Source organism: Haloferax sp. KTX1, from assembly GCF_902410085.1.
Lineage (GTDB): Archaea > Halobacteriota > Halobacteria > Halobacteriales > Haloferacaceae > Haloferax > Haloferax massiliensis.
In genome coordinates, this window is record NZ_CABPRH010000019.1 from 16,529 (window position 1) to 38,358 (window position 21,830).

A 21,830-nucleotide genomic window follows, 5' to 3' on the forward strand; every position below is an offset into this window, starting at 1 on the left:
CTCACCGTTTCGACCCCCGCGTTCCGCCGGAACCGCGCTCCTTATTAATCCGAACCATTTCGTTCATAATATGAACCGTTCGACGGCCATCGGCGCGGGGAGCGTCGTGGCGCTCGTCGCGCTCTCCGGGTACGCCGCGAGCGCCGAGGCGTGGAATCTCCTTGCCGTCTCGTGGGCCGCTTTCGGCGCGATGGCGCTCGCCGCGCCCCTCGGCGCGCGGAGTCGGACCGAACACGCCGAGGGACTCGTCTGGGGCTACGGCCTCGCCAGCGGCGCGATGGTGACGAGCGCCGCGGTGTTCCTGGTCCCGCAGGCGCTCGGCCACCACACTCAGTTCGGTGGCTTCGGCATCGCCTTCGGCATCCTCGCGGGCTTCGCCGCCCACACCGTCGGCCACCGTTTCGCCCACATGGAGTTCCCCGTGGACCGCACCGTGACCGAACTCTCGGCGCACGCCGTCTCCGCGGGCGCGATTATCGGCATCGTCTACGGCAACATCGACGTGGGCGTCGGTCTCGGCCTCGCCATCGTCTCGCACAAGGGCCCGGCCGGTTACGCCGCCGCCCGCCGGCTCTCGGGACAGGATAAGTCGGTCGCGCCGTTGCTCCTCCCCGCGGCGGGCCTCGGCATCGCCGCCATCGTCTCCAGCGCCGTGTCGCTCCCCGCGACCGACGCCTTCCGCGGCCTCGTCTTCGGCTTCGCCTCCGGCGTCTTCCTCCACGTCGCCATGGACTTCCTCCCGCGCTGTGAAATCGGAAGCGAGATTCACGAACTGCTGTCGGTCGAAGACGGCCACGCCCACGCGATTCTCGACCGCCTTCGGGTCCACGCCGCGCTGAGCACCGCCGTCGGCGGCCTCGCCGTCTTCGTCGCGTGGCTGGCGCTCAACTAATCGGCGAATCGACGAACCGGCGAATCGACTACTCGCCGGCCGGGCCGAGGTAGCCCCACGCGAGCAGTCGGTCGCCGTCGCCGCTTATCCACCGCTCCCCGATGTCGTCTCGGAAGTACAGGTTCGGGATGACGATGTCGTCGACGCGGTCGTACGCCTGTCTTCTCGCCTCCTGCATCGTCTCGCCCTTGCCGGTGACGACGAGCGGGATGCCGCTCTCGCCGGCGGCGCGCCACTGCCCGTCGACGAGTTTGGCGTCCTCGATGTGGACGCCCTCGCGGCTGTCGGTCTCGAAGACGACCGCCGCGTTCCGCGAGTTCTCGTCGTAGGTCTGCTCGTCGGTGAAGGGGAACGGCGGCAGGACGATGCGGACCGCGATTTGGAAGCCGTTGTGGACCGAGAGGTCGGGGTCGTTGCCGTGGGCGAGGTCGTAGAAGAACTGCGCGGTCGACGACTCGAAGGATTCCTCTTGGAGCGTGATCGTCGGGTAGCCGAACCGCGGCGTGAACTCCAGCGGGGAGATGCCGTGTTCGTTGACGATGCAGTTGATGTCGATGCTCCCGACGTAGCCCTCCGCGGCGAGCCACGGTTCGAGCCGGCCCAGCGTCTCCTCGAACAGCCGGTTCCGCCCGGCCCAGAACATCGAGGTTCCCATCTCGCCGGTCGAAGGGCCGATGTTGCCCGGAAACAGCTTCTTGTGCTCGAAGTTGAAGTTCACCGGGTCGACGAACGTCTCCCCGTTGAAGAAGCCGCAGACCGCGATCTCGACGCCTTCGACCTTCCGCTGGAGCTGAAAGCCCTTCATCCGGTGGCCCCACGCCTGCTTGTACGCGCGGAGCACGTCGACCACGTCGCTGCCGTCGTCCTCGCTGCCGACGTAGAGGAGGCGCTTGACGTTCTGCACCTCGCCGAGCGGCTTGATGACGTAGGGGGCGCGGTTCCGCCGGACGTACTCGATGCCCTCGTCGAAGTCGCGGAAGACGCGCTGTTCGACCGTGTTGACGCCGTGTTCTTCGAGCACCTCCATCGCGTAGCCGCGGTCCTCTTCGAGGCGGTCGGTGTTCGGCGTCCCGCCGACGACGGCGTGTCCCTCCTCGCGGAGTTCCCGCGCCAGCGCGCCGGTGCCGATATCGGAGCCGACCCAGATGTCGTCGAAGACGACGACGTCGGCCCAGTCGACCTCCGCGCGCCAGTCGTCGGTCTTCGGGACGAAGCCGTCGCCGATTTCCCTGTCCCGCTCGGCCTCGATGTAGTACCGCACGTCGTGGCCCTCCCTGTGGACCTGCCACGCGAGGTCGGTGATGAGCGCGGCGTCCGCCGACACGAAGAGGAAGTTCATAGCCGACGACTCGGGCGGCGGCCTGAAAACTGTGTGGTGGTGAGTTACCCCTCGGCGCGGCTCAGTCGCTCGTCAGCCGTCGAAGCTGGATGGAGACGCCGAGCGCCGCCCCGAGGAGCAACACGAGGTTGAACGCCGCTTGGAACGGCGCGCGGTACTCGGGGTTCACCCACGTCGTGATGGTCTGACTCGCGTTGAGGTAGAACTGCAGCGCCGCGATGAGCGCGAGCAACAGCAGTCCCGCGAGGACGGCGTAGTCGAGGTAGCGGCGCATCCGCTCCGCGAACTCGCGGTTCTCGCTTTCCTCGCCGTCGGGCGAGTCCGTGGGCTCTCGGAGCCTGTCCACGCCGGTCGCGTCGTCGTCATCGGTCGTCCGCGTCTCGTCGCTCATTGCGACCACCTCCGGGCGACGAAGACGGCCGCGAGCAGTCCCACGACCGCCAGTATCGGGCCGAAGCCGGGTGCCTCCGAGGAGGTCTCGACGGGTTCGTAGTCGGTCTCTCGCGGCGCGTCGCCGCCGTCGCCGTTCTCGAAGTCTTCGACGCGGAGTTCCACGTCCTCTCTGGTCTGGTTCACGCTAATCGTCCTCGTTGGGTTCAGGTTCGCCGCGCCGCGGGCGGTGTCGATGACGACTCCGTCGCGGAGCAACACGGCGTCGATGTAGTAGTTGTAGTCGTTCGGCACGCTCGCCGACGCGTCCACCGTCTCGGTCCGACCGGCTTCGATGGTCCCCGCGTCGACCGTCGTCCGAGAGGCGACGATGTTGGACTCGGCCTGCCGGAGGACGAACAGCACCGAGAGCTCCTCGGCCGGGTCGTCGCCGGCGTTCGTCAGCGTCGCCGTCAGGTCGAGCGTCGTCCGGTCCTCGCCGGTCTCCGCGATGGCGAACGACACCGGCGGGAGCGCCTCGCTGTCGGTGAACGAGGTGGTCGACCGGAGGTACGGCGGCTTGATGGCCGAGACGCCGCGGACGCTCTTTCGCGCCTCGTCGACCCGCTCGTCGTCGCTGTAGAGGACGACCTCGACGTCGTAGCCGCCCTCGCGGGGCACCGTGAGGTTGGTCGTCGTCGCCGTCTCACCGTCCTTCGAGAGCGTCCCCACGTCGATTTCCTGCGTCGTCGTCAACAGCCCCGACTCGGCGTCGACGGCGCGGACGAGGACGCTCACGTTCTCCGTCGGGTTGCCTCGGTGGTCGATTCGCGTCTCGATTTCGAGGGTGACCGTCTCCCCCGTCGCCTGCCCGGCGGCGATGGAGACGCCGGCGACGTCCACCGGGCCGGGACGGACGGGCCCGTCGTCGGTCGGGTCCGCGACGACCCCCGGAACGACGGCGGCGGCGACGAGCGCCACGACGACGACGCCGACCGCCCCGGCGGTGAGGAGGGCGTTTCTTTCCATACCCGAGTGACATTTACGATCCGGTATATGTTTTGTCCCCGACGGGTCCGGAGCGCGGCCGACGTGCCGGCGACGACACGGCTTCAGGAATCCGCCCGCCGGCGGGAGTGTCTCGGCGGGGGTGAACACACGCTTTGGCTCCGGAGCGCGTATCCGTACTGCTATGTCGAAGGCGATGCAGCAGGCGACGTGTTCGTGCGGGTTCAGCGTGACCTCGGAGAACAGAAACGAGGTGGTGAAAGTGATTCAGGGACACGCCCACGACGAACACGGGAAAGCGATGACGAGAGACGACGTGCTGGCGATGATGCGGCCGGCCTGACGAGCGCGGTCGGGCGTGGATTTTTATAGGACGGCGTAGCGATATGGGGCATGGCAACATACGTTATCGGGACGAACTCGGTCCACACGAGCGCCGAAGTCTGCGACTATCTCTCGCGGCGAATCGACGCCGGCGACGTGCTCCACGTCGTCAACTCCCACCGCGGCGGCGACGAGACCGACAGCGAGGACGTCCGCGACGGCGAGGACGCCCTGAACGTCGTGACGTCTCGGCTCGGCGACCTCGTGGACGTGGAGACCCACCAGTACATCCGCGGCAACGACGCCGCCGACGACATCCTCCAGTGCGCCGACGAACAGGACGCCGACGAAATCGTCATCGGCATCCGAAAGCGCAATCCGACCTCGAAAATCGTCTTCGGGAGCACGGCACAGGACGTGCTTTTGAACTCGAACATCCCGATGGCGGTCGTCCCGCTGGAAACGGTCTAATCGTCGCGTCCGAAGTCGCCCGCGGCCGCGCTAGTCTCCGGCTCGGTACTCGACGAGTTCCATCTCGAACGCCGGAGTTTCGTCGCCCTCCTCCTCGTAGAACGCCACGTAGCCCGGCAGCGGACTCTCCGGCGTGACGCAGCTCTCCCAGAAGACGCTGCCGTTCGTCCGGACGACGAAGTTCGCACATTCGAGGCCGGCGTAGGTCGATAGCGCTTCGACCTCGAAGCTCACGGTCCCGTTCGCGCCCGAGGACTCCCAGCTGTCGCCGACGCTGAGAGTCTCGCCGTCGACGCCGCTGTAGTACGGCGAGTCGAACCCGAGGGTGGCGACCGACCCCGACGGGCTCCCGGCGAGTTCGCCGTACACCTCGTCCGGCGGCGCGGTCACGGTCTGTTCGCTCGTCCCGTTTGGCGTGACCAGTTTCGTCCGAACCGTCACCTCGTCGTCGGTCGCGGAGACGACCTCCCACTCGTAGGTCGCGGTGCCGTCGATGTTCGGGCTCTCGATGTCGTAGCGGTAGTACTGCCCGGTCCGGTACTGCTGGTCCCACGTTCCGTTGAACGTGACTGCGGAGCGTTCTGCGGCGGCGTCGCCGTTCTGGTCGGTCGACTCGGCGGCGGCCGTCGTCGCGTCCGTCGCCGGTGCGGTCGCGGTCGTGGCGTCGCCGCCGACGCCGCCCCCGCACCCGGCGAGGAGAATCATGACTGCGGCGAGGAGCACTCGCGCTGCGTTGGGTTGCATACAGGACACGAGAGACCACCCGGGGTCATAATAGACACGTCAGACGGCGCACCGCGGCGGAACGGGCGGGGGCGACCCGGTCAGTTGCCGTCGTCGGCTTCGAGCACCTTCTCGGCGAGCGTCGGCACGAACGTTCCGATGTCCGTGACCATGCCGATGGCCTGCGAGGAGCCGCGGTCGAGCAGTTGCGTGACGGTCGCGGGGTTGATGTCCACGCAGACGGTCTTGGCCGTCGAGGGCAGGCAGTTGCCGACGGCGACCGAGTGCAGGAGCGTCGAGAGCATGAGCACCATGTCGGCGCGGTGGGCCTGCTCGCGGATGGCGTTCTGCGCCTCGATGGTGTCGGTGATGGTGTCCGGCAGCGGGCCGTCGTCCCGAATCGACCCCGCGAGGACGTACGGCACGTCGTGTTTCACGCACTCGTACATCACGCCCGATTCGATGAGACCCTCCTCGACGGCCTCGGCGATGCCGCCGGCGCGGATGACCTCGCTTATCGTGTAGATGTGGTGTTTGTGGCCCTTCCGGGGGTGTTCCATCGTCTCCATGTCCATCCCGAGGGAGGTGCCGTACAGCCCGCGTTCGATGTCGTGGGTGGCGAAGCCGTTGCCGGCCGAAATCATGTCCACGTAGCCCTCGCGGACGAGGTCGGCGAGGGCGTCGCCGCCGCCCGAGTGGATGAGCGCCGGCCCGGCGACGACGAGGACGTTCCCGCCGTCGGCCTTGGTCTCGCGGAGCGCGTCGGCGACCTCGCCGATGAGCGACTCCGAGGGGCGCTCCGAGGAGACGCCGCCCTGCATGAACCCGAAGGGGCCGGAGGAATCGCGGGGGCGTTCCGGCGGCTTGACGCGAATCCCTGCCTCGTCGGTGACGACGAGGTCGCCCTCCTCGATGCCGTTGAGGACCTTCGTGTAGGCGCGCGGGCCGTCGTCGGTCTCCTCGACGACTATCGCGCAGTCCATCTCGATGTCCTCGACCGGGAGCCACTCGCCGCGATACCGAACGTCGGTCGGGTGGTTCGTCGTCGAGTAAAAGCCCACGGGGACGACCCGGTCGGCCGGCGAGGCCTCGACGCGGGCGTCGACGGGGTCCGTGAGGTTCGCGCCGATCTGGTGGAGTTCGTGCAGTATCTCCTGGAGCGTCTCGCGGTCGTCCGCGGTCACCGACATCCGGCAGTAGGATGGCTCGTCTTTCTGCCGCCCGACGTCGAACTGCTCGACGTCGAAGTCGCCGCCGAGGTCCATCACGATACCCATGGCCTGTTGCATCATCCCCGAGTCGATGATGTGGCCGTCGAGTTCGACCGTGCGCGTGAACGTCATCGACGGAGAGACGAGAACGGTGGCAAAGTGGGTTACGGACGCACGGACGCGACGACGCGGAGAAAAAGACGGGTTCGGTCGTTCGGGTCGGGCTCAGAGGAAGAAGCTCTTGAACGTGTTGGCGACGGTCCAGACGACCTGGTCGACGGGGTGTCCGCGCTCGCCGTTGACGCGGATGCGGTCGTCGGAGAGGGCGCTTCGCACCTCGGCCATCGGCTCCGGCGACTCGGCGATGGTTTCGAGCGTCCCTCGGTCCGTCGTGATTCGGGTCGACGCCTCGCTGTCGGGGCCGGTCGACAGGTCCTCGATTCGCATGTCGTCTCGCACCGACGCCGAGAACACCCGGGTCTCGCCCCCGTCTTCGACGTAGACGTTCACCGTTCGCCCCGCGACGAGACTCCGGGCGAACGAGACGTCTAACTCTTCGACGTTGTCGTTGTACAGCGCGACCCCCTCTTCGAGAAGCCGTTGTGTGTCAGCGTCGCTCGGCGTCTCCGACTCCTGTGCGAACGCCGGCGCGGACGCGGCCCCCGCGACGAGCGCGACGACGAGTAACAACGAGACGAGACGGGTGGATGTGGACATTTCTGTGTAGTATAGGCCGGGTGAGGACATAATGGTTCGCGCGAGGATTCAACGGGTTGACGACTTCCGTCAGCGAACCGTTCGGAGGAACGACAGGAGGTGGCCGAACGTCTGTTCGAACGCCCGGTCGTAGTGGTCGAAGTGGCCCGCGGGGAGTTCGACCAGCGTCGCGTCCGAAAGCTCGTCCGCGAGGTCGGCGACCGCGTCGGCGGGTGCGAGGTCGTCGCGCGTCCCGGCGACGAGGAGGGCCGGGCAGGTGAGCGCCTCGGGGTCCGGAAGCGCCCGGTACCGGAGCAACGAGAGGAACAGCCGCGCGGGCGTCTCGTCGCGCCACGCGCTCCCCGGCGGCACGAGGTCGCGGTAGGCGGCGCGCACGCCGGGGTCTTCGAAGACGGCCATCGACGACCCGTCGCCGACGACGGGGACGCGATGCGGGCTGACGAACCGCGACTGGAGTCTGTCGCGGACGCCGGCCGCGAGTGCGGCGAGCGTGCCCTTGACGCCGCGACCGCGCGTGACCGCCTTCCCGTCGAGCATCGGGTTCTGGGCGACGACGGCGGCGACGCGACCGTCCTCGGCCGCCGCGCGGAGCGCGTAGCCGCCGGAGAGTCCCGCGCCCCAGAGCACGAGCGAGCGCGAGTCCACCTCGTCGCGCTCGCGGAGCCCCGAGAGCGCGGCGTGCCAGTCGGCGACCTGCGAGTCGGGGTCGACCAGATTCCGGGGCTCACCGTCGGAGTCGCCGGCGTTCCGATAGTCGAAGAGGAACGCCGCGTAGCCCGCCTCGGCCAGCCGCTCCGCGTAGGGACGGAGGCCGAAGCGACGCTCCGCGGCGAGTTCGCCGGCCATGACGACCACCGGCGGCGACTCGACGCCGTCGGGGCGGTAGAGCCAGCCCGCGCAGTTCGCCCCCCCGCTGTCGAACGTCAGCGAAACCCGGGAGTACTCGAAGTGCGAGGGCCGCCGCGGGCCGCGCGCGGCCGGCGGCTCACCGCGGTGTCGCCACGCGTTCACGCGTCGCCCCCCTCGTAGAGGCTGTCGAGGACGCGCTCGGACAGCTCCTCGTCGTCCAGCGCGTAGTCGTTGTACGCGCGAATCCAGTCGGCTTCGAGCGTCCACGTCGCCTGCACGTCGCCCTCGCTTCGAAGGACCGTCGCCTCCACGGTCCTCGGTGCGAACTCGTCGTCTTGGGCGAGGTCGAGGAAGGCCGTGACCGCGCGGCCGACTTCGCCGTGGTCGGGTTCGACGTCGGGGAACGCCGTGAGATAGGTCAGCGAGACGGAGTCGTCGAGCGAGACTGACTCGACGCTGATGCCGTTACCGCGGAGCGCCTCCTCGACGGCGGCCGCCGGTTCGAGGTCGTTCATACCACGGGCTACGACTGCCGGCGGCTAAACGTTTGCCGCGAGACAGGACGCTCGCCGGGTGATCGACGACGCCGGCCCGAGTCTGCGAGGGGGAGACGACTCAGTCCGCGCTCGCGTCGGTCCGGCGGAGCGCGTCGTGGAGCGAAAACAGCGGCTCGATGTCGCCGGCGGCGTAGTCGACGAGGAGCCGAGTGAGTTCGGCGTGCGTCCGCGTGTGGTCGAGCCCCGCGACGACGCCCTCGACGTAGGCCTCCCCCAGCGCCTCGCCGACGTGCGCCCCCTTGACGTGGCCGTCCTCGACGCCGAGGCGGTCGAGGTAGCCCGCCGGGAGGTCGTAGTCGTCGTACCAGACGGTCGGCTGGTCGACGCCGGCCTCCTCGCACGCCTTCCACAGCGCCGGGATGTCGCGGTTCGCCCGGACCGCACCCGGGTACGCCTCGGCGGCGAGCGTCCCGAGGTCGAGGTGGTCGGCGAACAGCGCGTCGATTCGCCGCGGCGCGTCCGCCCAGACGCCGGCGTCGGCGACGCGGTCGGCCCACGCGCGGAGGTGGTGTTCGTCGAAGTACTCGCCGTTGTAGGTGACGACGCCCCCGCCGCGGGCCTCGCACCACTCGACGACCCGCCGGAGGAGGTCGGCCGTGTGGGCGAGCGACCAGTCGCCGTCGCGGAGGAGCACTTCGACTTCGACCTCGGGGTCGGCGTCACTGACGTCGCCGCCGACGCGGTGGCCCAGCCCGACCGCGACCAACTCGAAGTCGTCGGTGTCTCGGAAGTCGCTCGGCGGACCGTTCGGGCTGGCCGTCTCGATATCGACCGCGAGTCGCCCCTCGTGCATACCCCGACTGTCCCCCGCCGGGAGTCAAAAGTGGCCGGATTGCCGACGGCGCGGGCGGCGTCCGTCGAGGCGGGCGCGCCGCTATCCGGTCGAGCGCGGCAGAAATGAAGTGTTGTAGAAGTGACGTTCGCCGCGGCGCGCGGCGGCCGTCGAGCGCGTCGGCGCTCGCTATTCGGAGCCGAACATGTTGCGCATCATCGGGTGCATCTCCATGAGCTGTTCCTCCGCGATCTCCTCGTACAGCTTGTACGTGATGGAGACCGTGAGGAGCAGCCCCGTCCCGGAGACTGCACCGATGGTGCCGAGCATGTTCGCCATGACGGCGAGCAGGCCGACGAGCGCGCCACCGATGACGGTCACCTGCGGGATGTACCGCTCCATGACCTTCTCGATGACCTGCGGGTTGCGTCGGAACCCGGGAATCTGCATCCCGGAGTTCTGAATCTGTTGCGCGGTCGATTCCGGACCCATGCCCGTCGTCTCGACCCAGAAGATCGCGAACACCGCGCCACCGACGATCATGAAGACCAAGTCGATGAGCACGCGGATGGCGATGTCGAGCGGGTCGGCCGACGTGAGGCCGAGGAACCACATCCAGTCGGAGCGCGACTGGATGGGCGCGAGGTAGTAGAACAGGCCACCGGTGACCTGTCCGCTCGTGTACTGACCGAGCCAGGCGGGCATACCGGCCCACCCGCTGTTGAGAAACCGGCCGAGGAACTGGATGTTCGCCTGCAGGGCGCGAACGAGGATCATCGGCAGGACGCTCGCGTAGATGAGCTTCACGGGGAAGCGACCGCGGGCACCCTTCACGCGGGCGTGCGAGAGGGGAATCTCGACGCGGACGCTCTCGGCGTAGACGACGATACCGAAGATGAGAAGCGTCGTGATGAGCGCGAGCAGTTGTCCCTGACCGAGGAAGACCGTCGACAGCAGGTCGGTCGGCGAGGCCGGCAGTTCGACGGCACCGGTGACGATACCGATCCACGTCGGGAACAGCCCCGACGTGCCGCCGAGACCCTGCCAGCTGAACAGCCCACCGACGAGCTGCTGGCTGACGCCGGCGATAATGAACAGGCCGACGCCGGAGCCGACGCCCCACTTACTGACGATTTCGTCCATGAACAGGATGAGGACGCCGCCGACGGCGATCTGCGCGAAGATGAGACTCCGAACGCCGAACGTCCCGATGCCGAGCGATGTCGCGACGGCCTGGTCGGCCGGCAGGAAGTTCCCTGCGAACACCATCGGCAGCCCCGTCAGGCAGATCATGACTCCGACGAGGAGCTTCTGGAGGCCCTGATAGAGGACCTGATCGCGCGGGTTGTTGTCCGTGTCGAGCCCGAGCAGGTCGGCACCGCCGAGCAGTTGCAGGACGATGCTCGCCGTGACGATGGGGCCGATGCCCAGTTGGAGCACCGAGCCCTGCTGGCCGGCCAGGATGGACCGGAACTGACCGAACAGGTCGTTCGCGGTCGCGGCGTCGAGGCCGAACAGCGTCACGTTCGTCAGGAAGAAGTACAAGACGAGGATGCCGCCGGTCCACCCGAGCTTCCGGCGGAACGGGACGTGTCCCTCCGGTCGGGCGACTGCGGGCATCCGCGAAAGCACTGGTTCGGCGGCGTCCTTCCATCCCATGATTTATTCCTCGTCGTCTTCGTCGGCGTCGGCCGATTCCTCGGCCTCGGCCGCTTCTTCGGCGCGTTCGGAGAGTTCGGCGTCGCCGCCTGCCTCTTCGATGAGTTCGACGGCACCGGCCGTGAAGGCGTCGGCGACGACGTGCAGTTCGTTGCGGACCTGCCCGCCGCCGAGCACCTTCACGACGTCCGCTTCCCAGCCGTCCTCGGCCGCGTCGCGGGCGTCGATGACGTAGGCGTCGCCGTCCTTCTCGGCGACTCCGTCGGCCGCGAGGAGCGCCGCGTCCTCGTCGAGCTTCTGGATCTTGACTTCGGCGACGTCGTCCTGCAGGACGTCGGGTCGCTTGAAGCCGTGCTTGCCGAGCGGCTCGTAGTTGTGGAACTCGTGTTTGTCGCGTCCGGCGCGGCCGCGACCGCCGCGGTGACCGGCGCCACGCCGGTTCTTGTGGGTACCGCCGCTGTGCGTGCGCGAGCCGCGCTGTCGTCGCTTCTTGGACGTCATCGCATGTCCTCCAGGAGCTCGTCGATCTGTTCGGTGCTGTGCTTTCCGAGCTGACCGCCTTCCTTGGTGACGTGCTTCTGTCCGCGGTGGCCGCCGCGCGGCGGGTGCAGACGGAGCACGGGGGAGACGCCCTGCGCTCGCAGCGTCGTCTCCTCGTCGACGATGGCCTGCGCGAGCGCGGCCACGTCGTCGTAGTCGGTGTTCTCGGAGACCCACTCGTCGGTGATGTCGGCGTCGCCCGCTTCGGGCTCGGCGCGCGTGCTGATGAGGGTCTCGACGACGTCGACGCTCGGTTCCCCGTGCGCGACGAAGTCGTTGACCTTCGAGATCATCCCGCGGTAGGCGTCCGTTTCCGGCACGAACGTCGCGTGGTTCACGCGGTGGATGTTGAGCATCGAGAGCGTGTCGCGGACGTCCTGTGCGATGTTGACCTCACCGCGAAGCTGAACGATAGCCTGCATTATTCGCGCACCTCCTGGCGGACTTCGCGAGCGCGCCGCGGCGTGCGGGACTGCGACGCGTTCTTGAGCGCGTTGTAGGTCGCCTTCGCGAGGTTGACCGTGGTCCGGGTGTTCCCGTCGCTCTTGGTCCAGGCGTCCTGGATGCCGGCGAGTTCGAGGATGTTCCGGACGGTCTCTGCGGCCGCGAGGCCGAGACCCTGCGGGGCGGGGATGATGCGGACCGTCACGGAGCCGGCCTTCCCCTCCGCCTTGCGCGAGAGGGAGTTGAGGCCGCCTGCGCGGTCTTCCCACGACCCCGAGCCGCGGTCCACCTTGATGATGTTCAGTTTCGCCACCTCGATGGCTTTCTGGATGGCACCGCCGACCTGGTCGTCGCGGGCCTCAGCGTAGCCGAGGTAGCCGTCACGGTTCCCGACTGCGACGACACACCGGAACTTCACCCGGCGGCCGGAGTCGGTCATGCGCTGGACCATGTTGATGTCGAGCACCTCGTCGTCCAGTCCGGGAAGGAGCTGGTCGACGAGCTGGGGTTCCTTGAGCGGAAGTCCCGTCTCGAGCGCCTGGTCCATCGACGTGACGTCGCCGTTCTGCACCATGCGGCCGAGCCGCGTTCGCGGCTCCCAGCCGTTGTTATTTCTGCTCATTCGTCCTCCTGAAGGTTCCCGAGCACTTCGTCGAAGTGGTCGGGGAGGTTCGTGGCATCGAAGTCTCCACTGTAGAGCGGCTCGTCGAGCTGCTCCGCGTACTCGGCGATGTGGACACCGCGGTTGCGGTCCCAATCGGCGAGTACTGCGTCGTTGTGGGGGATTTCGAGGCCAGCGTCGATAGCACCCTCCTGCACCGCGAAGACCTTGTTTCCGGGCGTGGCCGTGTTGAGGCCGATGTCGAGGACCGCTTCCTCGACGCCGGCGGCCAGCGCCCGCTTACCTGCCAGATACCCCGTGAGGTACGCGCTCGGGAGGTTGCCCGTGGGGGCTTCCCAGCCGTACTCGTCGAGGTCGGCAGAGGTCGCTGCAGCGTGGGTCTCGTCGCCCTGCGGGCCCGGAGTGACCAGCTGCGCCCTGACGTGCTTGTTGCTCACGCGAGCAACGAGGCGGGGCTTGCCCGATTTCAGCAGGCGCAACCTTTGATGGTAATCGGTCCGGACTTCGCGGCGACGCCGCATCGGAACCTTGTATCGTGGTCCGGTCGCCATTATTGAATCTCCACCTGGTAGTTGTTCTGAATGTACGCTTCGAGCCGGTCCACGCTATCGAATTCGCCACCGGACGCCTTGTTGTAGAGCGAGCGGTACTGGGAACGGTCGAGCGTTCCGTCCTCGCGAAGCTCCTTCAGGCGACGGCGCTGGGCGCGGATTCGGCTGACCCATGCGTCTTTCTTGTTCTGTCGAGCGCCGGAACGGCCCTTGCGGGAGCCGGCACCCTTGCGGTGACCGTAGGAACGCTTGGCGGCGCGCTCGCGTGCGCGACCCTTCGAGTTGCCCTTGGCGTCCTTGGCGCGAATCGTTCCCTCGTCGACGAGTTCACGGATGTCTTCGCGCGTGATGGCCTCCGCGATTTCGGCCTGTTCCTCGGGGTCGAACCAAACTCGACCCTTGCCGACGTCGAGGACGTCGGCCGCCATTCGCTTCTGCGCTTTGAGGTCCGTCATCAGTTGTCCACCTCGACTTCGACGTAGGTGGGGTTGAGGACGCGAATCTCGCGGTCCTCACACGCTTCCTCGATGCGCTCGCGCTTGCGCGCGCCGACCGAGGAGGCGATGCGAACTGCCTGCGTATCGCCGTCGATGCCTTCGAGGTCGTCCGTGTTGAACACGCGGACCTCCTCGAAGCCCGACGGGTGAAGGCCGCGGGCGGCCTTCGGCGTGCGGTAGCCCGCCTCGACCTTGGGGCCCTTGCCCTTGATGCCGATACGCTGCTTGGAGAGACCACCGCGGGGGCGACGCCACGACGTGGGCGTGCGCTTCTTCTTGTGGTAGTCCTGCCGGTTGAACTGCGGCTTGCCCTCGCGGCGCTTCTGCGCCAGGGCCTCCGCGGTTTCGTCGTCGAGCTGGGGCTTCTTGTCCGCGTGACCGCGGGGCTGAAGCTCGGTCTCGACTGCTTCGGCTTCCTCTTCCTCAGGCTCGGCTTCGGAGTCGTCTTCGACTTCGGCCTCGGCCTCGTCGGAGACTTCGAGGCCACCGACGTCGGCTTTGATACGCGCGGCGAGCGCGTTCCCGATGCCGTCGACCCCGGCCAGTTCGGACTGGCTCGCGGCCTGTACGTCGTCGACGCTCTCGAAGCCGGCTTCGCGGAGCGCGTCGGCCTTCGACGGGCCGACGCCGCTGATGTCTTCGAGTTCGGTGATTTCTTCCGACATTAGGCATCACCAGTCTGCGGTTTCTGGGTGATGTACACGCCGTCGGTGAACACGCGAGTGTCCTTGTCCTTGACGCGGGTGAGTTGTTCGATGTCGGCGGCGGTCTGCCCGACGTCCTCCTTGTTGGAGCCCGTCAGGGTGAGTTCTTCGCCGTCGACCTGTACGTCCGTGTCGCCGCGAATCTGCGCTCGTCGCGGGGACTTCTCGCCGAGGAAGTTCTTGATGACCACGTCGCTCCCTTCGACGCTAACCTGCATCGGGAAGTGAGCGTAGTGGACTTCCATCTTGTACTCCCACCCCTCGGTCGCGCCGTGAAGCATGTTGTTCACGTGGCTCTCGAAGGTACCGATGGTCGCGTTGGTCTTCGCGTTCTCGACGTCGCTCTCGATGACGATCGCTTCGTCTTCGGCGGAGACCGAGACGTTCGGGTACCAGAGGCGCTTGGTGACGCTTCCGTTGGGGCCCTCGATGGTGAGCTCGAGGTTTTTGACCTCGGCGGATACCTCGTCCGGGATTTCGATTTCTATTCGGCTCATTGTGCTAGTAGACGTAGGCGATGATCTGGCCACCGATGCCCTTCTCGCGGGCCTCGTAGTGGCTCATGACGCCGTGGCTCGTCGTGACGATGAGCGCGCCGTAGTCACGGGCGGGGAGGAATCGCTTCTCCCATTTCTCGAAGTCGTCGGCTCCGGCGGAATACCGGGGCTTGACGACGCCACAATCGTTGATTGCGCCTTTCAGTTCAACCTCGAACAGACCGGCCTTGCCGTCGTCGACGAACTCGAAGCCGTCGATGTACCCGCGGTCGTAGAAGACCTCGAGGACGGAGCCGATGATGTTGGAGGCGGGCTGGATCTCGTGGGACAGGTGTCCGACGCTCTCGGCGTTGTCCACACCGGAGAGCGCGCTACTGAGTGGGTCGTTGTCAGCCATTGCTTATCGGTACTTCTTGAATCCCATCTCGCGGGCGATCTCTCGGAAGCACTGGCGGCACAGGTTGATGTCGTACTTGCTGACAAGTCCCTGTTTTCGACCGCAGCGCCGGCACTCGTTCTCCTGGCCGGTGCGGCGGGACGCGTGCTCGCCCGTCTGTTCTGTTTCGCTATCGCTCATTCTTCAACCTCCACGTCGAACGTGGACTCGATGAACGCGACGGCGTCCTCGACGGTCATCCGGTGGGACGACGGAATCTGGCGGGAACGCTTGTCGCGCTTTTTCACTCGGTAGCCGGGGCGGACGAGGTTGACCGTCACGTCCAGCCCGTAGATACCGATCTGCGGGTCGTACTCCTGGCTCGGGAACTCCGTGTGCTCTTCGACGCCGAAGCCGAAGTTGCCAGTCTCGTCGAACGACGAGACCGAGAGGTCCGCGATGGGGAGTGCGGTTTCGAGGAATTCGACGGCGGTGTCACCGCGGAGGGTGACCTTCGCGCCGACGGGTTCGCCGCGGCGAACGCCGAAGTCCTGCGAGGCGCGGCCGGAGATCGTGCGAACGCTCTCCTGACCGGTGATCTCTTCGAGGATGTCCTCGGCCTTGGCGAGTTCGCGACCACCTTCGCCGACGCCCATGTGGACGACGACCTTCTCGATGCGCGGGTCGCGCATCGCGTGGAAGTCAGCCTCGCTCATTCGTCATCACCGCCGTCAGTAGCCTGACGTGCTTCGGACTCGTCGTCCGAACCCGTGAAGTTCTCGTCGATGACGACGACGTACTGTTCGACCGTCTCGAACTCGCCGTCTTCGGTCTCGACGACAACGGAGTTGTTCCCGCTGCCGGGCGTGACGATTATCTCTGTGACCTCGCCGATTTCGCCGGCGTGCTGCCCGTTGACAGCCGTGACGAGCGCGCCTTCCTCGTAGGGGAAGTGCGCGACGACGTCCTTCGTCTCGTTGTCGACGACGATGGAGTCCTTGCCGCTGTACTCCGAGGCGTCCTCGACGACGAGGGTCGCCCCGTCGTGGAGCGTCAGCTGGAAGTCGCCACCGGTGACCTGCGTCTTGCCCACGATCTTGCCGAGCCGGCTGGATGCCGAATCGGCGTCGATGGGCGTCAGCGCCAGGCGGCCTCCCTCGTCGGGGAAGACGCGGTAGTACTCCTCTCGCTGGACGAACGCCAGGATGTCGAACATCCCGATGGGACGGCGGACGTCGGAGGCCACGTCGCCGTTGACCAGAATGCTCTGGTGGTTGAGGGCGTACTGGGCCTCCTTCTTCGAGTCAACGTAGCCGAGCACGTCGCGCAGGACGATGATGAGGGGAACCCCCGCCTCGCCGTGCGGACCCGCTCCGGCCTTGACCGTGAACGTGCCTGTCTTGCGCTCGACCGGCCAGGACTTCGGTACGGACAGTCGCTTCTGGTGTCGAGTCATTCGTTATCCTCCTTGAGTCGGGCCTCGCGCACGTCGTCTTCGAGGTCCAGTTCCGTCACGCGGACGTTACTGGCCTGAAGGGGGCGTGGGGCCTCCTCGCCGTCGGCTTTCTCAACGGTGACGCCGTCGACGTAGATGACGGCGTCCCTGAGGTCGACCTCGGTGACTTCGCTTTCTTCGCCGGCGAAGTCGCCGCGGAGCACCTCGACCGTGTCGCCCGCGTTGACGCGGACGTTACGGCTGCCGTACTCCTCGCGGAGTTCGGCCGACAGCGGTGCGCGGACCTGCTTTTGCCGCTCGTGGAGCGGCGCGTCGCGAATCTGGGTTCGCTGTTTGCGCGGTTGTCGAGTCATACTATACGATCATCGTAGCCGTCGATGCGATACTCCCGAAGCGCTCGGCGACTTCGCGTGCGACGGGACCCTTGATTTCGGTCCCGCGAGGCTCTTCCATCTCGTCGATGATGACGGCGGCGTTGTCCTCGAACTTCACACGCGTGCCATCGGGCCGGCGGATGGATTTCCGCTGGCGGACGATGACCGCTTCGAGCACCTGGCGGCGCATCTCGGGGGTACCCTTGGTGACCGAGACGGTCACCTTGTCCCCGATGCCTGCCTTGGGGTGGCGGTTCTTCGTGCCGGAGTAACCCGCGACGCTGATAATCTTCAGTTCACGAGCGCCGGTGTTGTCGGCGCACGTGACCAGCGAGCCACGGGCGACACCCTTGGTGATGTCCGCTTTGAGCGCTTCCATCACTCGTCACCTCCGATAATCTCGACGACGACGTGGGATTTCGTCTTCGAGAGAGGTCGGGTCTCCGCGATCGTTACTTCGTCACCGACAGCGACGTCGTCGAGCACGCCCGGCACGTGTGCCGGGATGCGGGAACGTCGCTTCATGTAGCGGTCGTACTTCGGAACGAATACGTCGTACTCCCGCTCGACGATGACGGTCTTTGCCATGTCCGTCGAGACGACTGTCCCCTCCAGGGTCTGACCCCGGACGGAGAGCGAGCCGTAGAACGGACATTTTTCGTAGTCGTAAGCCTCGGAATCGTCAGGTTCCGGAGGCATTGGAACGTCAAGTCCTATCGCCATTTCGAGTCACCTGTAGTTTCGGTGCGCAGGGCGGGTCGTGAGAGCAGTTGTGCGCCATCCACCGTAACGTAGGCCACGCCCTCGCAATTCCCCGAAGGGGAAGCCGCCGATGATGAGTCGGCGAGCCGATCAGACTGACTGGCATCAAATCCGCCAGTAGTATCCGACCGAAGTTTGGACGCGGTCCCCGACGCCTTCGCAGCGCCGGCGGCTTCATCTGTACGCGGAATCTCGAATTCGAAGGTCGCCCCTCGCTTTGGCACCTGCCGCACCCGAGAGCCGTCGTCGACCATGAACGTGTGCATCGTCTCGACGACGATGCGACCGGCTATCCCGACGAGGTCGGGGTTCGCCGCGTCGACGACCTCCACGTGGAGGCCGTTGAGTTCGTGTCGCGTGAGGGTCTCGGGTGTCAGTGGCATTATTCTTCGTCGAGGTCGCCTTCTTCGCCCTGAATCGTCTTGATTCGGGCGATGGTCTTCTTCAGTTCAGAGACGCGGCCGGGGTTCTCCGGCGCGCCACCCGCGGCCTGCACAGCCTTCGCGTTGAGCAGCTCCGTCTCAAGCTCTTCGAGCTCGGCGGTGCGCTCTGCGGGCGTCATGTCGCGAATCTCTTCGGTGTAGAGGATCGCCATTTATTCTTCCTCCGTTTCGTCGTCGTCTTCGTCTTCCATCTCCGCGACGAGGTCGGCCGCCTCTTCGGCGACGTCTTCGTCGAGTTCCTCGTCGTCGTCGACGACTTCCTCGACTGCTTCGTCGTCCTCGTCGTCGACGACTTCCTCTTCGACCGCTTCGACGGCCGCTTCCTCGACGACGTCTTCGTCGACTGCGTCCGTCTCGGCGTCGGCGTCGGCCTCTTCGGAGACGTCCGGAACCTCTTCCGGCTCCTCTTCGAGGAGGTCCTCGACGCTCTCGGTCTCTTCGATCTGTTCGACCGCGTCGGGGTTGGCGTCTTCCTCGACTTCGAAGTCGTCGGGGAGGCGCGCACCCGGCGGGATGATCTTGACCGTCACACCGATGGTGCCGAGCTTCATGACTGCGACGCCCTGGCCCTCGTCGACGATCTCCTGTGCGGGCTCGCCGTTGTGCTTGATGTAGCCGCGGTTGAACTTCTCCACGCGGGAGCGAGCGCCCGTGACCTTCCCGGAGAGGACGATTTCGGCGCCGAGTGCGCCGGCGTCCATGATTCGGTCGATGGTCGTGTGGCCCGCCTTACGGAAGTACCAGCCGCGTTCGAGCGCGTTGGCGAGGCGGTCGGCGACGATCCGGGCGTTGAGGTCCGGCTCGTCGACTTCCTGCACGTCGATCTGGGGGTCGTCGAGGTTGAACCGCTCTTCGAGTTCGCGGGTGACCTTGCGGATGTTCTTCCCGCCTTTCCCGATGACCATCCCGGGCTTTTCGGCCTTGAGCACGATCTGGGTGCCCATCGGCGTCTTGGCGACGTCCATGCCGCCGTAGCCCGCTCGACCGAGCTCTTCTGCGAAGAACTCGTCGATCTGGGACCGCTGCAGTCCGTTCTCGATGAATTGGTGTTCGTCAGCCATTATTCCTCGACCTCTTCGATGATGAGTTCGACGTCACAGATTGGGGTGTTCCACGGGTCCGCCCGACCGAAGGCACGGGGCTTGCGACCCTGACGCTCGCCGACCTTGTGGGCGGCGACGTGCTTGATCTCCATGGCCGGTCCGTCGAAGCCCTGTTCGGTCGCGTTGTTGCGAACGTTTTCGAGGAGTTCGAGGAACGCCTTGGACGCCTTCTCGGGGTACCGACCCGCGTCCCAGCCGTCGATGTCGCTTCGGTGACCGACGCCGGAGTTGTGCTGCTTGAACGGAACCGACCGCTCGCCGTCGATGACGGCTTCGAGGTACTCCTCTGCGTCGGCGACGGGTATCCCCTTGATGGCGCGGGAGATGGCCTTGCTGTGCTTGATGCTGATGGGCCGGTCCCGGAGCATACCCTTGGCCGTGGTGTCCGGGTCGGCCTCGACGCTGTAGTTGATTCCCATGGTTTACTTGAGGGGCACGAACTTCGAAGACCGGGTCGCGCCGATACCGGCCTGACCGTGCTCGACTGAGCTACGGGTCAGCTGGAACTCGCCCAGGTAGTGACCGATCATCTCGGGCTGAATCTGGGTGCGCTCGAACTCCTGACCGGTGTAGACGGCGAAGGTGAGACCGACGAATTCGGGGAGAATCGGCATGTCGCGCAGGTGCGTTCGAATGGGCGCGTTTGCCGTCTCCTCTTCCGTCTTGTCCTGAGCCTTCGCGAGCAGCTTCTCGTGCTCGGCCGACAGGCCTCGGGTGATGGTTCGCCGCTGACGAGCGGGGAGCAGTTCCGCGACCTCGTCGAGCTCCATCTCCTGCAGCTCGTCGAGCGTGTAGCCGCGGTAGGTGAACTCACCTTCGCGGCCGGTGCGGTATTGCGTACTCATGGTTACTTACCTCCCTTGCCACCGCGACCGGTGCGTTTGGAGGCGATGTCACCGACCTTCCGGCCCGGCGGAGCGTTCCGCGAGACGGACTTCGGCTGACCGGGGTGCTGCCGGCCGCCGCCACCGAACGGGTGGTCGACGGCGTTCATAGCAACACCACGCACGCGCGGCCACTTGATACCGCGCGCTTTCATCTTGTGGTACTTCTTGCCTGCCTTGACGAACGGCTTCTCCGTGCGGCCGCCACCGGCGACGACGCCGATGGTGGCCCGGCAGTTGGGGTTGAGGCGCTTGACCTCGCCCGACGGGAGCTTCACGATAGCGACCTTGCGGTCGTGCGAGAGCAGCTGCGCGCTCACGCCGGAGGCGCGGGCGAACTTCCCGCCGTCGCCGGGCTGGTGCTCGACGTTACAGACGGGGACACCCTCGGGAATCTCGGCGAGCGGCAGCGTGTTGCCGGGCTTGATCTCGGCGGAGACGCCGATCTGAAGCTCTTCGCCGACAGAGATGCCCTCGGGCGCGAGAATCATGCGCTGTTCGTCCTCGAACTCGACGAGGGCGATGGGCGCGCTGCGTGCGGGGTCGTGCTCGATGCCGACGACCGTGCCCGTGATGGTGTCTTTGTCCTCGGACTTCTTGTGCGACAGTTCGGCCTTGTAGCGGTGCGACGGCGCCCGGAAGGTGGACGTACCGCGCCCGCGACGCTGGCCCTGAATTCGGCGTCCCATGGTTAGAACACCCCGATACGCGACGCGACTTCCTGCGCGTCGTCGTCTTCAGAGAGACGAACTGTTGCTTTCTTCTTTCCTTTCATCGTGACCTGCGTGTTGACCTTCTCGACGGTCACGTCGTAGCGCGACTGGACTTCGTCCTTCACGTCGGACTTCGTCGAGTCGATGTGGACGATGAACTGGAGCTTGTTGTCGAAGTCCATCTGGTTCATCGCCTTCTCCGTGACCAGCGGGTGTTCGATGATGCTCATCGGTCTGCGACCTCCTCAAGTGCGCTCTCGGTGAAGAGGGTGAGGCGACCGGCGTGGGTGCCGGGCGCGAGGTCCTCGGCGGAGACGTTCGCCGCGGTGGCGACGTCGACGCCGGCGAGGTTGCGAGCCGCCTTCGAGGGCTCGTCGGCCGTCACGAAGAGGATGGACTTCGGACGGGTGTACTTGCGACCGCGGAGCTTGCCCTGGCCGCTTTTGACCTTCTTGTTCTCCTCGGAGCGCTCGATGTCGTCGTAGACGCCGAGGGACTGCAGGAGGTCGACGACCTCCTGCGTCTTGACGAGGTCCTCGAAGTCGTCGGAGACGACGAGGGGGAGCTCGACGTCGTCGTCGAAGCGGTGACCGCGCTCGGCGACGAGCTCGGTGTCCGTCGTGGCGGCGAGCGCCGAGCGGACGGCGAGCTTACGCTCCTTCGTGTTGATCTCCTTCCCCTGGTCCTTCTCGGCCTTCGGCGGGTGAGCGCGACGGCCGGAGACGGCGTGCGGGACGCGTCGGGCGACGCCGTTCTGGCGTGGGTCGTGGGACATCCCACGGCCGCTGCCCATGGACTCTGCCGGGGTTCGAAGCCCGGCGTAGGGGTCGGCACCGTACGGCTGTTTTCGGTTTGCCTGCGCGGCGATGACGGCACGCTTGATGAGGTCCGGACGGTAAGCCGTCTCGAAGACCTCGGGCAGGTCGATGCTGCCCGCGTCGTCGCCGTTCAGGTCTCGGATAGTTGCCTGCAT

Annotated in this window: 35 protein-coding genes; 3 read left to right on the forward strand and 32 right to left on the reverse strand. The window is 66.5% G+C overall.

Annotated elements, in window-relative coordinates:
* The first annotated feature begins 70 nt into the window (after positions 1-70).
* Positions 71-892, forward strand: coding sequence for a ZIP family metal transporter (locus FY251_RS19660; protein ID WP_148416690.1), 822 nt, complete (start codon positions 71-73; stop codon positions 890-892).
* Between the two features lie 28 nt (positions 893-920).
* Here the strand turns inward: FY251_RS19660 and FY251_RS19665 are convergent, their stop codons facing one another.
* From FY251_RS19665 to FY251_RS19675, 3 genes are all read right to left on the reverse strand, one after another.
* Positions 921-2,231 (reverse strand): phosphoribosylamine--glycine ligase, encoded by a 1,311-nt coding sequence (locus FY251_RS19665; RefSeq protein ID WP_148416691.1) that lies wholly within the window; start codon positions 2,229-2,231, stop codon positions 921-923.
* Between the two features lie 61 nt (positions 2,232-2,292).
* Positions 2,293-2,631 carry a hypothetical protein gene (locus FY251_RS19670; protein WP_148416692.1) on the reverse strand — a complete coding sequence of 113 codons (339 nt, stop codon included), beginning with the start codon at positions 2,629-2,631 and terminating at the stop codon, positions 2,293-2,295.
* Positions 2,619-3,629, reverse strand: coding sequence for a PGF-CTERM sorting domain-containing protein (locus FY251_RS19675; RefSeq protein ID WP_148416693.1), 1,011 nt, complete (start codon positions 3,627-3,629; stop codon positions 2,619-2,621). The genes FY251_RS19670 and FY251_RS19675 overlap by 13 nt, the downstream gene beginning before the upstream one ends.
* 163 nt (positions 3,630-3,792) lie before the next feature.
* Between FY251_RS19675 and FY251_RS19680 the strand changes: the two genes are divergently transcribed.
* Both FY251_RS19680 and FY251_RS19685 read left to right on the forward strand, forming a co-directional pair.
* Positions 3,793-3,951: a DUF1059 domain-containing protein gene (locus tag FY251_RS19680; RefSeq protein ID WP_089781343.1), complete on the forward strand. Its 159-nt coding sequence runs from the start codon at positions 3,793-3,795 to the stop codon at positions 3,949-3,951.
* Positions 3,952-4,001: 50 nt separating this feature from the next.
* Entirely contained in the window at positions 4,002-4,403 is a 402-nt protein-coding gene (locus FY251_RS19685; RefSeq protein ID WP_148416694.1) for a universal stress protein, read from the forward strand.
* 30 nt (positions 4,404-4,433) lie between these two features.
* Here the strand turns inward: FY251_RS19685 and FY251_RS19690 are convergent, their stop codons facing one another.
* From FY251_RS19690 to rpl4p, 29 genes are all read right to left on the reverse strand, one after another.
* Positions 4,434-5,126, reverse strand: a complete 693-nt coding sequence (locus FY251_RS19690; RefSeq protein ID WP_148416726.1) for a hypothetical protein — start codon at positions 5,124-5,126, stop codon at positions 4,434-4,436.
* 101 nt (positions 5,127-5,227) lie between these two features.
* The gene (locus FY251_RS19695) at positions 5,228-6,469 is read right to left on the reverse strand and encodes a TIGR00300 family protein (RefSeq protein ID WP_148416695.1); all 1,242 of its coding nucleotides are present in this window, start codon (positions 6,467-6,469) and stop codon (positions 5,228-5,230) included.
* A 93-nt stretch (positions 6,470-6,562) separates the two neighbouring features.
* Positions 6,563-7,054, reverse strand: a complete 492-nt coding sequence (locus FY251_RS19700) for a hypothetical protein (RefSeq protein WP_148416696.1) — start codon at positions 7,052-7,054, stop codon at positions 6,563-6,565.
* Between the two features lie 69 nt (positions 7,055-7,123).
* Complete coding sequence (locus FY251_RS19705) at positions 7,124-8,065, reverse strand: alpha/beta hydrolase (protein ID WP_148416697.1); 942 nt, start codon at positions 8,063-8,065, stop codon at positions 7,124-7,126.
* Positions 8,062-8,418: a hypothetical protein gene (locus tag FY251_RS19710; RefSeq protein ID WP_148416698.1), complete on the reverse strand. Its 357-nt coding sequence runs from the start codon at positions 8,416-8,418 to the stop codon at positions 8,062-8,064. The genes FY251_RS19705 and FY251_RS19710 overlap by 4 nt, the downstream gene beginning before the upstream one ends.
* Positions 8,419-8,518: 100 nt before the next feature.
* Positions 8,519-9,253 (reverse strand): hypothetical protein, encoded by a 735-nt coding sequence (locus FY251_RS19715; protein WP_148416699.1) that lies wholly within the window; start codon positions 9,251-9,253, stop codon positions 8,519-8,521.
* A 168-nt stretch (positions 9,254-9,421) separates the two neighbouring features.
* Positions 9,422-10,891 (reverse strand): preprotein translocase subunit SecY, encoded by a 1,470-nt coding sequence (gene secY / locus FY251_RS19720; RefSeq protein ID WP_148416700.1) that lies wholly within the window; start codon positions 10,889-10,891, stop codon positions 9,422-9,424.
* Between the two features lie 3 nt (positions 10,892-10,894).
* On the reverse strand, positions 10,895-11,392 hold the full coding sequence (locus tag FY251_RS19725) for an uL15m family ribosomal protein (RefSeq protein ID WP_148416701.1): 498 nt from the start codon (positions 11,390-11,392) through the stop codon (positions 10,895-10,897).
* The gene (locus FY251_RS19730) at positions 11,389-11,853 is read right to left on the reverse strand and encodes a 50S ribosomal protein L30 (RefSeq protein ID WP_148416702.1); all 465 of its coding nucleotides are present in this window, start codon (positions 11,851-11,853) and stop codon (positions 11,389-11,391) included. Before FY251_RS19730 ends, FY251_RS19725 begins: the two co-directional genes overlap by 4 nt.
* Positions 11,853-12,497: a 30S ribosomal protein S5 gene (locus FY251_RS19735; protein WP_049920563.1), complete on the reverse strand. Its 645-nt coding sequence runs from the start codon at positions 12,495-12,497 to the stop codon at positions 11,853-11,855. The genes FY251_RS19730 and FY251_RS19735 overlap by 1 nt, the downstream gene beginning before the upstream one ends.
* The gene (locus FY251_RS19740) at positions 12,494-13,048 is read right to left on the reverse strand and encodes a 50S ribosomal protein L18 (protein ID WP_004969595.1); all 555 of its coding nucleotides are present in this window, start codon (positions 13,046-13,048) and stop codon (positions 12,494-12,496) included. Before FY251_RS19740 ends, FY251_RS19735 begins: the two co-directional genes overlap by 4 nt.
* Positions 13,048-13,503, reverse strand: a complete 456-nt coding sequence (locus FY251_RS19745) for a 50S ribosomal protein L19e (RefSeq protein ID WP_008095301.1) — start codon at positions 13,501-13,503, stop codon at positions 13,048-13,050. Before FY251_RS19745 ends, FY251_RS19740 begins: the two co-directional genes overlap by 1 nt.
* The gene (locus FY251_RS19750) at positions 13,503-14,210 is read right to left on the reverse strand and encodes a 50S ribosomal protein L32e (RefSeq protein ID WP_148416703.1); all 708 of its coding nucleotides are present in this window, start codon (positions 14,208-14,210) and stop codon (positions 13,503-13,505) included. Before FY251_RS19750 ends, FY251_RS19745 begins: the two co-directional genes overlap by 1 nt.
* Positions 14,210-14,746, reverse strand: a complete 537-nt coding sequence (locus FY251_RS19755; protein WP_148416704.1) for a 50S ribosomal protein L6 — start codon at positions 14,744-14,746, stop codon at positions 14,210-14,212. Before FY251_RS19755 ends, FY251_RS19750 begins: the two co-directional genes overlap by 1 nt.
* A 4-nt stretch (positions 14,747-14,750) precedes the next feature.
* Positions 14,751-15,143, reverse strand: coding sequence for a 30S ribosomal protein S8 (locus FY251_RS19760; protein WP_004042581.1), 393 nt, complete (start codon positions 15,141-15,143; stop codon positions 14,751-14,753).
* 3 nt (positions 15,144-15,146) lie between these two features.
* Positions 15,147-15,323, reverse strand: coding sequence for a 30S ribosomal protein S14 (locus FY251_RS19765; RefSeq protein ID WP_004042587.1), 177 nt, complete (start codon positions 15,321-15,323; stop codon positions 15,147-15,149).
* On the reverse strand, positions 15,320-15,838 hold the full coding sequence (locus tag FY251_RS19770; protein ID WP_004969589.1) for a 50S ribosomal protein L5: 519 nt from the start codon (positions 15,836-15,838) through the stop codon (positions 15,320-15,322). Before FY251_RS19770 ends, FY251_RS19765 begins: the two co-directional genes overlap by 4 nt.
* The gene (locus tag FY251_RS19775; protein WP_089781318.1) at positions 15,835-16,578 is read right to left on the reverse strand and encodes a 30S ribosomal protein S4e; all 744 of its coding nucleotides are present in this window, start codon (positions 16,576-16,578) and stop codon (positions 15,835-15,837) included. Before FY251_RS19775 ends, FY251_RS19770 begins: the two co-directional genes overlap by 4 nt.
* The gene (rplX, locus tag FY251_RS19780) at positions 16,575-16,931 is read right to left on the reverse strand and encodes a 50S ribosomal protein L24 (RefSeq protein WP_042663563.1); all 357 of its coding nucleotides are present in this window, start codon (positions 16,929-16,931) and stop codon (positions 16,575-16,577) included. The genes FY251_RS19775 and rplX overlap by 4 nt, the downstream gene beginning before the upstream one ends.
* Before the next feature lies 1 nt (position 16,932).
* The gene (locus tag FY251_RS19785) at positions 16,933-17,331 is read right to left on the reverse strand and encodes a 50S ribosomal protein L14 (protein WP_004042597.1); all 399 of its coding nucleotides are present in this window, start codon (positions 17,329-17,331) and stop codon (positions 16,933-16,935) included.
* On the reverse strand, positions 17,331-17,675 hold the full coding sequence (locus FY251_RS19790) for a 30S ribosomal protein S17 (RefSeq protein ID WP_042663561.1): 345 nt from the start codon (positions 17,673-17,675) through the stop codon (positions 17,331-17,333). The genes FY251_RS19785 and FY251_RS19790 overlap by 1 nt, the downstream gene beginning before the upstream one ends.
* Positions 17,666-18,097, reverse strand: coding sequence for a ribonuclease P protein component 1 (locus tag FY251_RS19795; protein ID WP_148416705.1), 432 nt, complete (start codon positions 18,095-18,097; stop codon positions 17,666-17,668). The genes FY251_RS19790 and FY251_RS19795 overlap by 10 nt, the downstream gene beginning before the upstream one ends.
* A complete protein-coding gene (rpmC, locus tag FY251_RS19800) occupies positions 18,097-18,309 on the reverse strand; it encodes a 50S ribosomal protein L29 (protein WP_004062417.1) in 213 nt (70 codons plus the stop codon). The genes FY251_RS19795 and rpmC overlap by 1 nt, the downstream gene beginning before the upstream one ends.
* Positions 18,310-19,218: a 30S ribosomal protein S3 gene (locus FY251_RS19805; protein WP_148416706.1), complete on the reverse strand. Its 909-nt coding sequence runs from the start codon at positions 19,216-19,218 to the stop codon at positions 18,310-18,312. It abuts the gene before it with no gap.
* Positions 19,218-19,679, reverse strand: coding sequence for a 50S ribosomal protein L22 (locus FY251_RS19810; RefSeq protein WP_148416707.1), 462 nt, complete (start codon positions 19,677-19,679; stop codon positions 19,218-19,220). The genes FY251_RS19805 and FY251_RS19810 overlap by 1 nt, the downstream gene beginning before the upstream one ends.
* Before the next feature lie 3 nt (positions 19,680-19,682).
* Positions 19,683-20,105, reverse strand: a complete 423-nt coding sequence (locus FY251_RS19815; RefSeq protein WP_004042610.1) for a 30S ribosomal protein S19 — start codon at positions 20,103-20,105, stop codon at positions 19,683-19,685.
* Between the two features lie 2 nt (positions 20,106-20,107).
* Entirely contained in the window at positions 20,108-20,833 is a 726-nt protein-coding gene (locus tag FY251_RS19820) for a 50S ribosomal protein L2 (protein ID WP_042663556.1), read from the reverse strand.
* 2 nt (positions 20,834-20,835) lie between these two features.
* Positions 20,836-21,087: a 50S ribosomal protein L23 gene (locus FY251_RS19825; RefSeq protein ID WP_004974911.1), complete on the reverse strand. Its 252-nt coding sequence runs from the start codon at positions 21,085-21,087 to the stop codon at positions 20,836-20,838.
* A complete protein-coding gene (gene rpl4p / locus FY251_RS19830) occupies positions 21,084-21,830 on the reverse strand; it encodes a 50S ribosomal protein L4 (RefSeq protein WP_148416708.1) in 747 nt (248 codons plus the stop codon). Before rpl4p ends, FY251_RS19825 begins: the two co-directional genes overlap by 4 nt.